Origin of the sequence: Streptococcus sp. HMSC062B01 (genome assembly GCF_001811085.1) — a bacterium.
Classification (GTDB): domain Bacteria; phylum Bacillota; class Bacilli; order Lactobacillales; family Streptococcaceae; genus Streptococcus; species Streptococcus gordonii.
Window position 1 is genome coordinate 190,749 of record NZ_KZ672780.1, and the last position, 10,752, is coordinate 201,500.

A 10,752-nucleotide genomic window follows, 5' to 3' on the forward strand; every position below is an offset into this window, starting at 1 on the left:
TATCAAAAAGAAAGAATGTAAAATTTAAGGAGAAAAACACATGTCTAAAATTATCGGTATTGACTTAGGTACAACAAACTCAGCAGTTGCAGTTCTTGAAGGAACTGAAAGTAAAATCATCGCAAACCCAGAAGGAAATCGTACGACTCCATCTGTAGTATCATTTAAAAACGGCGAAATCATCGTTGGTGATGCTGCAAAACGTCAAGCAGTAACAAACCCAGATACTGTTATCTCTATCAAATCTAAGATGGGTACTTCTGAAAAAGTTTCTGCCAACGGTAAAGAATACACTCCACAAGAAATCTCAGCTATGATTCTTCAATACTTGAAAGGCTACGCTGAAGAATATCTTGGTGAAAAAGTAACTAAGGCTGTTATCACAGTTCCAGCTTACTTTAACGATGCGCAACGTCAAGCGACTAAAGACGCTGGTAAAATCGCTGGTCTTGAGGTAGAACGTATCGTTAACGAACCAACTGCAGCAGCTCTTGCTTATGGTTTAGACAAGACTGACAAAGAAGAAAAAATCTTGGTATTTGACCTTGGTGGTGGTACATTTGACGTATCTATTCTTGAATTGGGTGACGGTGTCTTCGATGTATTGGCAACTGCAGGAGACAACAAACTTGGTGGTGACGACTTTGACCAAAAGATTATCGACCACATGGTTGCAGAATTTAAGAAGGAAAATGGCATCGACTTGTCAACTGACAAGATGGCTCTTCAACGTTTGAAAGATGCAGCTGAAAAAGCTAAGAAAGACCTTTCAGGTGTGACTTCAACTCAAATCAGCTTGCCGTTCATCACAGCAGGAGCTGCAGGTCCTCTTCACTTGGAAATGACTCTGACTCGTGCGAAATTTGATGATTTGACTCGTGATCTTGTAGAACGTACAAAAACTCCAGTTCGTCAAGCACTTTCTGATGCAGGCTTGAGCTTGTCAGAAATCGACGAAGTCATCCTTGTTGGTGGATCAACTCGTATCCCAGCTGTTGTAGAAGCTGTTAAGGCTGAAACTGGTAAAGAACCAAATAAATCAGTAAACCCTGATGAAGTGGTTGCCATGGGTGCAGCCATCCAAGGTGGTGTGATCACTGGTGATGTCAAAGACGTTGTCCTTCTTGACGTAACGCCATTGTCACTTGGTATCGAAACAATGGGTGGCGTCTTCACAAAACTCATCGACCGTAACACTACTATTCCAACATCTAAATCACAAGTCTTCTCAACTGCAGCAGACAACCAACCAGCCGTTGATATCCATGTTCTTCAAGGTGAACGCCCAATGGCAGCAGATAACAAGACTCTTGGACGTTTCCAATTGACAGATATCCCAGCTGCACCTCGTGGAATTCCTCAAATCGAAGTAACATTTGATATTGACAAGAACGGTATCGTGTCTGTTAAGGCCAAAGACCTTGGAACTCAAAAAGAACAAACAATTGTTATCCAATCAAACTCAGGTTTGACTGATGAAGAAATTGATCGCATGATGAAAGATGCAGAAGCTAACGCTGAAGCAGATAAGAAACGTAAAGAAGAAGTAGACCTTCGTAACGAAGTTGACCAAGCAATCTTTGCGACTGAAAAGACAATCAAGGAAACTGAAGGTAAAGGCTTCGATGCAGAACGTGATGCTGCCCAAGCTGCCCTTGATGACCTTAAGAAAGCGCAAGAAGACAACAACTTGGACGAAATGAAAGCAAAACTTGAAGCATTGAACGAAAAAGCTCAAGGACTTGCTGTTAAACTCTACGAACAAGCCGCAGCAGCCCAACAAGCTCAAGCAGGAGCAGAAGGCGCACAAGCAACAGGAAACGCAGGCGATGACGTCGTAGACGGAGAGTTTACGGAGAAGTAGGCGGTAAGACAGAACTAAAAATTGAAAGTTTTTAGTTCGTAGTCGAACCCCCGCGAGGATGATTAGGATTTTTGGGAGTCTGAAAGACGAACCCAAAATCCAATCAGCTACCGCGTTAAAAGTGTTTTGAAAATTAGATGAGGCGGAGGCCGAAACGCTTATGCTTTATCCTCGTTCTATTATTGAAAATGAAAGATGAGGACCTACCAAAACTGATGGCTACTAAGGAAGAACGTGAATATCTTTCGCGATATGTTGATATTTCCAATTCGCGTTTAAATGATAATGATGTAAGTTTGTTGTTAGAATTTGAGGGTTGCGTTGGAAATAGTTCCATGAAGGAATGTAGTGATGATAAGTGGTGTTCTGACGGTAAATATACTAGAAAAGAAATTAATGAGTATATTGTTGAGGATGACCATACAATCACTCATAATTATAGTTACTGCGATGATGATGGAACAAGTGGCTCTTATTCTAAGAGGTATTCGAGAGCTAGAGATATTATCAATATACTTAGAGAGGTTCCAGAATTACTTAAGTAGTAAATATATGAAATCCAGAGGTTGCAACCCAGCCTCTGTTTTTCGGTAAAAAGGGGCTAAACCTGATTTATTGGGTTTTGTCTCATCAATATAAAAGAAAGGAACTGAACCCGACCTAAATCGAGGCTTGGTTTCGAAAACATTATAGAAAGGAACAAGAGTGTTCGCAACTGAACACGGGCTACGGGCTGTGCCAAAAAGATAGTTTTTCCTAGGACACTGGTGTCCGTTGTCAAAACTCCTATTTTGGCTGTGCCCGCTAACGCCCTTTGTATCTTAGATCATGAACAATACAGAATATTATGACCGTCTAGGTGTCTCAAAGAATGCTTCACAGGATGAAATAAAGAGAGCCTATCGGAAATTATCAAAAAAATATCACCCAGATATTAATAAAGATCCTGGGGCAGAAGATAAGTACAAAGAGGTCCAAGAGGCTTATGAGACTTTAAGTGACGAGCAGAAAAGAGCGGCCTATGATCAGTATGGTGCTGCTGGAGCCAATGGTGGTTTTGGCGGTGGCGCAGGTGGCTTTGGAGGCTTTGATGGAGCTGGCTTTGGTGGTTTCGAAGATATCTTCTCAAGTTTCTTTGGTGGCGGTGCTTCGCGAAATCCAAATGCTCCTCGTCAAGGTGATGATCTCCAATATCGCGTAAATCTCAAGTTTGAAGAGGCTATTTTTGGTACTGAAAAGGAAATTAAGTACAATCGGGAAGCGTCTTGTCGTACATGTAGCGGATCAGGTGCTAAGCCAGGGACAAGTCCAGTGACTTGTGGACGCTGTCATGGCTCAGGTGTCATCAATGTAGATACGCAAACTCCTCTGGGCATGATGCGTCGTCAAGTGACCTGTGATGTCTGTCATGGACGCGGAAAAGAAATTAAGGAACCTTGTACGACCTGTCATGGAACAGGACATGAAAAACAAGCCCACAGTGTCCATGTTAAAATTCCAGCAGGTGTGGAAACTGGCCAGCAAGTTCGCTTAGCAGGTCAAGGAGAAGCAGGTTTCAATGGTGGCCCTTATGGAGACTTATATGTAGTCGTCAATGTCGAACCAAGTGATAAGTTTGAGCGAGATGGATCTACTATTTACTACAAGCTCAATCTAAACTTTGTTCAGGCTGCTCTTGGAGATAGTGTGGAGGTTCCAACCGTTCACGGTGATGTTGAGCTCAATATCCCAGAAGGAACTCAGACTGGCAAACGATTCCGCTTGCGTGGCAAGGGAGCTCCTAGTCTTCGTGGTGGAGGTATGGGCGACCAGTATGTTACTGTTAATGTTGTGACCCCAACGGGACTGAATGATAAGCAAAAAGCAGCGCTCAAGGACTTTGCGGCTGCAGGGAATATCAGTGTAAATCCTAAGAAAAAAGGCTTCTTTGACCATATTAAAGATGCTTTTGATGGGGAATAAAAGAAAGGCAGAGAGTGGACTGAAGTTATAGTTCACTCTCTCTTTTTTTGGATTTGAGATTTTTTGAAATCTTGCTTTAAAATATAGGTATCTGAATTAAATCTCTTTATCATTAAATTATAGAATCTTGCTGAAGGCTCATTGCAGAAAAGGAGGTAATAGCCTATAATGAAGAAAAAGAAACCGTTTACATAATCGGTTTTTCTATTTATAAAAAAGGAGATTTTATGATGGTCTTTCATAGAGAACAGCGTTTTTCTATTCGTAAATTTTCAGTTGGAGCGGCTTCTGTTCTAATTGGAATCACTATGGCTGGACAGGTTGTTTCGGCAGAAGAGCTTCCAACTACGCAGTCAAATGTTGTCGCTCCAGCAGATTCTACTGAACCCAAAGCTACAGAAGAAGTGGCAACCTCTAGTCCCGCACAAGATAAGTCTACAGCTGAGGAAGCGTCCGGAGCAAATCCTGTAAACAATAGTGAAGCAACTCCATCAACTTCTGCTCCAGCAGAATCTAATACAGATACTCCTAAGCAAGACAAGGCCCCTGAAAAAGATGCTACTGGAGAAGCAGAAAAAAGAAATGATTCTGAGGAGAAAGCAGGCCTACCTACTGATGCACCTAAGGGTCAAGAGTCAGACCGTGTTGATGAAAAGCTTGCCATGCGCAAAATGATTTCAGTTGATGCAGGTCGTAAATATTTTAGCCCAGAACAATTGAAAGAAATTGTAGACAAGGCTAAGCGTTATGGTTTTACAGACATGCATTTACTGTTAGGAAATGATGGATTGCGTTTCCAATTGGATGACATGTCATTGACTGTAGGCGGTAAGACCTATTCTAGTGAAGATGTAAAAAAAGCCATTGAAAAAGGGACCAACGATTATTATAATGATCCAAATGGCAATCACTTAACACAAGCTGAAATGACGGACTTGATCGATTATGCTAAACGACAAGGAATCGGTCTTGTTCCGACAATCAATAGCCCAGGGCATATGGATGCGATCCTGAATGCCATGAAGGAGCTGGGAATTGAAAAACCTAATTTTGACTACTTTGGCAAGGAATCTGCTCGAACAGTTGATTTAAATAATCAGCATGCTGTTGATTTCACAAAAGCCTTGATTGAGAAATATGCTGCATATTTTGCTGGTAAGACGGATATTTTCAATATTGGTTTAGATGAATATGCTAATGATGCGACCAATGCTAAGGGCTGGCAGGTTCTACAAGCAGACAAGTATTATCCAGGAGAAGGTTACCCAGAAAAGGGCTATGAAAAATTCATCGCTTATGCTAATGATCTAGCTAAAATTGTTAAGCGAAATGGCCTGAAACCAATGGCCTTCAATGATGGTATTTACTATAATTCTGATCAGAGTTTTGGTGAATTTGATAAGGACATTATTGTGTCTTATTGGACTGGTGGCTGGGGAGGCTATGATGTTGCTTCTTCTAAACTTTTGTCTGAAAAAGGGCATAAGATTCTAAATACCAATGATGCTTGGTATTATGTTCTAGGTCGGAATGCAGACGGCCAAGGTTGGTATAATCTGGACCAAGGATTGAAGGGAATTGCTTCTACACCGATCACAAGTGTTCCTAAGTCTGAGGGAGCAGATATTCCAATTATTGGTGGTATGGTGGCTGCATGGGCTGATGAGCCTTCAGCGCGTTTTTCCCCATCTCGTCTTTATAAGTTGATGCGTCGCTTTGCTGATCAAAATGCTGAGTATTTTGCTGCTAATTATCAAGATGCAGAAAAAGAATTGGCAGCAGTCCCAAGTGACTTAGCTTCTAAATATACACCAGAAAGTATCGCTCGTCTTAAGGAAGCAGAAAATGCTGTTAAAGAATTAGACAGCCATCTTAGCCGGAGCAAGCAAGAAGAGATTGATCTTGCGGTTGCTCGCTTAAAAGAAGCTCGTGAGCATCTCCAGCCAACCCCTGATTATCAAAAGGTACTAGATGCTCAAGCTGAACGAGAAAAATTAGCTAAGAGCAAGGTGATTTCTATTGACGCTGGTCGGAAATATTTCTCATTGGATCAGCTAAAGAGAATCATTGACAAGGCTAGTGAATTGGGATATTCAGATTTGCATCTGCTAGTTGGAAATGACGGTGTGCGCTTCATGTTGGATGACATGACCGTTGAAGCCAATGGTAAAACCTACACAAGTGATGAAGTGAAAGAAGCAATCTTGGCTGGTACCAAGGCTTACTACGATGATCCAAATGGAAATGCCCTCAGCCAAAAAGAGATGGATGAGCTGATTGCTTATGCCAAAGGAAAGGGTATAGGCCTTATTCCGGCACTCAATAGCCCAGGCCATATGGATGCTCTTTTGTTCGCTATGGAAAAACTAGGTATTCAAAATCCTCAGGCTTATTTTGATACACTATCCAAAACAACCCTTGATTTGGAAAATGAAGAAGCCAAGTCCTTTACCAAAGCTTTGATTGGCAAGTATATGGATTACTTTGCAGGTAAAACCAAAATTTTCAACTATGGAACGGATGAATATGCCAACGATGCTACCAATGCTCAGGGTTGGTATTATCTGAAATACTACAACCTCTATGGTAAGTTCGCAGAATATGCCAACTCTCTAGCTGCTATGGCAAAAGAGAGAGGTTTGAAGCCAATGGCCTTCAACGATGGCTTCTACTACGAAGACAAAGACGACGTTGAGTTTGATAAGGATGTCTTAATCTCCTATTGGTCTAAAGGATGGTGGGGCTATAACCTGGCATCGCCACAGTATCTGGCAAGCAAGGGTTACAAATTCCTCAATACCAATGGGGATTGGTATTACATTTTGGGGCAAAAACCAGAAGATGGCGGTGGTTTCTTACAGAAAGCACTTGATAATACTGAAAAGACACCATTTAATCAACTAGCTTCTACCAAGTACCCAGAAGTAGATCTTCCAACAGTCGGTAGCATGATTGCCATCTGGGCTGATAGACCGCAAGCTGAATACAAGGAAGAAGAGATTTTCCGATTAATGACTGCTTTTGCTGATCATAATAAAGACTATTTCAAGGCTAATTATGGCCCTATTCGGGAAGAAATTGCTAAAATCCCAACCGATTTAACCATCTATACACCAGAATCTGTTGCAGCTCTAAAAGCAGCTCAAGATGAGATTGATTGGGAATTAAGCCGGATGAAGCAAGAAGAGGTAGACAAACTAGCAGCTAAACTAAAAGTTGCTCGCGAAAATCTCAAGCCAATCACCTACAATGGCAGTGCTGATGATGAAGAAGTTCGCGCTCTTGTGGAATATAAACCATATCTTGATATTCAAACAGAAGAGATTGCCTTTGAGACAAAAGAAGTAGCAAATCCAAACCTTGAAAAAGGGCAACGCAAGATTTTGCAAGTGGGAATCAAAGGTGAAAAAACGAATTTGGTTGAAATATCTGCCCAGGACGGTAGTAGCAAGCTTGTGGAAAGTTTCGTTTCTAAGGATGCTGTAGCTGAAATTGTGGAAATTGGGACAAAAGAAGCAGGTTCACCAAAAATGGGTGGAAGGCAGGTTCAACCAGCCCTGTTGGTTACTCCTTCTGTTAAGGGATCATCAGCGCTTAGCCAAGTAAGTAAGCAAGAAGAGGGTCTAAGACCGACTCAAACTAAGCAGCCAATAGCTGAACAAAAATTATCTCAACCATCTGCCCAAGCAGTGGCTAAGGACAATAAACTTCCGCAAACTGGAACAACTTCAGCTTGGCCTATAACCCTTCTTGGGACAGCTTTAGCTATGATTGGTTTGGGTGGACGCAAGAAAAGGAAAGGATGATTTATTATCGTTCTAAAAATCGAGTGTAAACCTAGGCTTAAATAATTATTTGGACAAGAATAAAGACGAGGTCAAAGAAAATAGCTTGGCCTCGTCTTTTTGTTTATGACATTATGGGGAATAGGTCCATAAGGGAATGCTAGCTTAGGTTCTTTTTCTTTACTCGCTTGATTTTCCAGTTATGATGTGTTGAATTCCTTGATGAATATGAGGGAGCAGTTCAGGTAGAAAATTAGGATAGGCTGTTTGGTGTTGGAGTTCTTCCAAAGGGATCCATTCGACAGTTTCATTTTCTGAAAGACTAGGGAATTGTTGCCCTTTTGGTTTCATCAAGTAATAAAAGCAAATTTCGTGACAGTCTAGTCCTGCCAATCGTCCTGTTTCCTGCTGGAAGAAGTTTTCATGGATAAATACTAACCGATCAATCTCGTATTCTTGACCAGTTTCTTCCTGGATTTCCCTTTTGACGGCTTCCTGGGAGGATTCTCCCAACTGAACAGCACCTCCAAGCGGATAGAAGTAGCTTTCGTCAGGGTTGGTCATGAAAGCCACGGCTCCTTCTTCTATGATAAGTGCTGCGGCTTTGTATCTGAAACGTCTATGTTCTTCTTGAAAGCTGATATCTGCTAACATTCTTCCCTCCTTTTTAGAATTAGTATATCATTTTTTAAGTAATATTGTCATAACGAGAATTATCTTGCTACTCCTGTCTTTTCCTGCTACAATAGGTCTATGACAAGATATAAAGCGATTATTTCCTATGATGGACATGACTTTGCTGGTTTCCAAAGACAGCCTCATGCTAGAAGTGTCCAAGAAGAGATTGAAAAAACCTTGACTCGAATTAACAAAGGCCAGCCTGTGGTCATTCATGGTGCAGGTCGAACAGACAGTGGTGTTCACGCTCTGGGACAAGTTCTACATTTTGATTTACCAGAAGAGCGGGATGAAGAGAAATTGCGTTTTGCCTTGGATACACAGACGCCAGAAGATATTGATTTCATCAGTGTGGAGCGGGTGTCGGATGATTTTCACGCTCGCTACAATAAGCACAGCAAGACCTATGAATTTTTGGTGGACATCGGCAGACCCAAGAATCCTATGATGCGCTATTATGCCACACATTATCCTTATCCTCTGGAGCTGAGCCTGATAGAAGAAGCGATTACTCAGCTAGAGGGGACGCATGATTTTACAGGCTTTACTGCTTCGGGGACCAGTGTGGAAGACAAGGTTCGGACCATTACTGAGGCCAAGGTCCGCTATGATGCAGAGCGTAATTTTCTGGTCTTTACTTTTTCGGGCAATGGCTTTCTGTATAAGCAGATTCGAAATATGGTTGGCACACTTCTCAAAATCGGCAACAAGCGCATGCCAATAGAGCAGATCCAGAGGATTTTAGCGGAGAAAGACCGTCATCTAGCAGGGCCAACTGCCGGTCCCAATGGCCTTTATTTGAAAGAAATTAGATATGAAGAAAGAAGCTGAGATAATGGTATCTTGGCTTTATTTGATTGTGAGTAGCTTTCTAGAAAAGAGACTAAAAGATTCTTCTCTGATACATTTTTATTTCTATCTGGGAAGTCTCTTTAAAATGCCATATGGAATAGGTGGGAAGTGACTATTTGGAGCGATTTTTAGCGTTCCTACAAAAAAAGCTGAATATTTCTCCATTTTTTAGTAGTTTTTGAAGAAATAAATAGTTTTTTCAGGAAAAATCTATTGTAAAAAACATCTAAAAGAATTATGATAATACTATGTGTATAAATGCTGTCTTTTAAAGGCTAATTGGGAGTTAGCTAGTGAAGACTTAGGGAGAAAATTTATACATCCAAACAAATAATGGGAGTTATGAAGTGAAGGATTTTAGAAAAGTACAGGAGAAAATTCAGAAATTTTCGATTAGAAAATTATCTGTTGGTGTAGGCTCCGTTGCAATTGCTGCCTTGATCTTTGGGAGTTTTTTGACTAGCCCAGCTGTTGCTGCTGATGAAGTTGGAAAGACTGGTCAGGCTCATTACACTTATGTTGAAGAGCAAGAGTTAACTGAGCAGGAGAAGGAACTGATTAAGCATGAGCTTCCTTCCGATTTGCAATCAGGTGAGAATTATTACCTGATTTATCGTAAGCAGGGGAAACCAACAGTTTTGCCTCAAACAGGAAATAATGGCCAACCGCTTCTTGGCATAATAGCTGGGACGGCTATTTTGGCTGTCTTGGTGTTTTCTCGTAAGAAGGCTGGCAAGTTGGTGGGAGTGCTTTTGATTGGAGCGTTCGGACAGAGCCTTTTGCTTTCGCCTCAAGTTTTTGCACTAGAAAATAAAGAGTTGGCTTCTTATAACCGTCAAGTTCTAATTTCTTCAGGTGTTTCTGAGGCTGATTTAGCCATTGAAGGATACGACTATATCGGTTACTTTACTGCTTCTGATTTGCGGGCTTTGACAGGAACCTCGCCTGCCTCTCTGACTGAAGAAATTAGTCTTAAAGATCAACTAGCAGTACCAGAAAATTCAAAATCTGGACGGGATGCTAGGGGTCAAGAAAAGCAAACAGAGCTTATGGAAGAGGAAAAACCAGATCAAGATATTTCAAGTCAGGTTGGAAGTATCTCTGATTCCACTCCTAACCCATCTTCTCAAGGATTAGCTCCAAATAAGGAAACATCAAAAGAAGAAAATAAAACGAATCCGAATCAATCTGAAAAAAACAGCAGTAGTAAGGGAGAACCAGAAGTTCAACCAGAGAAACCAACCTATACAGAGCCGGTTGGTACAGCGGGAGATACAGCCCCAGTCGAGCCTGCACTTCCAGCATACACAGGGTCAGTGAATGGTGAACCAGAAGTTCAACCGGAGAAACCAGCCTATACCGGACCGGTTGGTACAGCGGGAGAAACAGCCCCAGTCGAGCCTGCGCTTCCAGCATACACAGGGTCAGTAAATGGCGAACCAGAAGTTCAACCGGAGAAACCAGCCTATACTGGACCGGTTGGTACAGCAGGAGAAACAGCCCCAGTTGAGCCCGCTCTTCCAGCATACACAGGATCTGTGAATGGAGAACCAGAAGTTCAACCAGAGAAACCAGCTTATACCGGACCGGTTGGTACAGCGGGAGAAACAG

7 protein-coding genes are annotated in these 10,752 nt (G+C 41.8%); 6 read left to right on the plus strand and 1 reads right to left on the minus strand.

Going from position 1 to position 10,752, the window contains the following annotated elements; all coding sequences use genetic code 11:
• Positions 1–40: 40 nt before the first annotated feature.
• The 4 genes from dnaK (at position 41) to strH (ending at position 7,632) form a co-directional block, all read left to right on the plus strand.
• Positions 41–1,864: a molecular chaperone DnaK gene (gene dnaK, locus HMPREF2780_RS04275; protein ID WP_045505634.1), complete on the plus strand. Its 1,824-nt coding sequence runs from the start codon at positions 41–43 to the stop codon at positions 1,862–1,864.
• Between the two features lie 215 nt (positions 1,865–2,079).
• Complete coding sequence (locus HMPREF2780_RS04280; protein ID WP_125365686.1) at positions 2,080–2,409, plus strand: hypothetical protein; 330 nt, start codon at positions 2,080–2,082, stop codon at positions 2,407–2,409.
• Positions 2,410–2,692: 283 nt separating this feature from the next.
• A complete protein-coding gene (dnaJ, locus tag HMPREF2780_RS04285; protein WP_096754757.1) occupies positions 2,693–3,826 on the plus strand; it encodes a molecular chaperone DnaJ in 1,134 nt (377 codons plus the stop codon).
• Positions 3,827–4,056: 230 nt separating this feature from the next.
• Entirely contained in the window at positions 4,057–7,632 is a 3,576-nt protein-coding gene (gene strH, locus HMPREF2780_RS04295; protein WP_045772993.1) for an LPXTG-anchored beta-N-acetylhexosaminidase StrH, read from the plus strand.
• A gap of 159 nt (positions 7,633–7,791) precedes the next feature.
• Here strH and HMPREF2780_RS04300 read toward each other — a convergent pair whose 3' ends face one another.
• Positions 7,792–8,265, minus strand: a complete 474-nt coding sequence (locus HMPREF2780_RS04300) for an NUDIX hydrolase (RefSeq protein ID WP_045772849.1) — start codon at positions 8,263–8,265, stop codon at positions 7,792–7,794.
• A gap of 99 nt (positions 8,266–8,364) precedes the next feature.
• On the opposite strand from HMPREF2780_RS04300, the gene truA reads away from it, so the two are divergent.
• A complete protein-coding gene (gene truA, locus HMPREF2780_RS04305; protein ID WP_045772850.1) occupies positions 8,365–9,120 on the plus strand; it encodes a tRNA pseudouridine(38-40) synthase TruA in 756 nt (251 codons plus the stop codon).
• A gap of 368 nt (positions 9,121–9,488) precedes the next feature.
• Positions 9,489–10,752, plus strand: a 1,264-nt coding sequence (locus HMPREF2780_RS04310; RefSeq protein ID WP_158672292.1) for a YSIRK-type signal peptide-containing protein, incomplete at its 3' end; no start/stop codon positions are given.

What these genes read in the sequence shown, in the direction of transcription:
- dnaK (WP_045505634.1), top strand. Translation starts at nt 41, where the DNA reads ATGTCTAAAATTATCGGTATTGACTTAGGTACAACAAACTCAGCAGTT.
- HMPREF2780_RS04280 (WP_125365686.1), top strand. Translation starts at nt 2,080, where the DNA reads ATGGCTACTAAGGAAGAACGTGAATATCTTTCGCGATATGTTGATATT.
- dnaJ (WP_096754757.1), top strand. Translation starts at nt 2,693, where the DNA reads ATGAACAATACAGAATATTATGACCGTCTAGGTGTCTCAAAGAATGCT.
- strH (WP_045772993.1), top strand. Translation starts at nt 4,057, where the DNA reads ATGGTCTTTCATAGAGAACAGCGTTTTTCTATTCGTAAATTTTCAGTT.
- HMPREF2780_RS04300 (WP_045772849.1), bottom strand. Translation starts at nt 8,265, where the DNA reads ATGTTAGCAGATATCAGCTTTCAAGAAGAACATAGACGTTTCAGATAC.
- truA (WP_045772850.1), top strand. Translation starts at nt 8,365, where the DNA reads ATGACAAGATATAAAGCGATTATTTCCTATGATGGACATGACTTTGCT.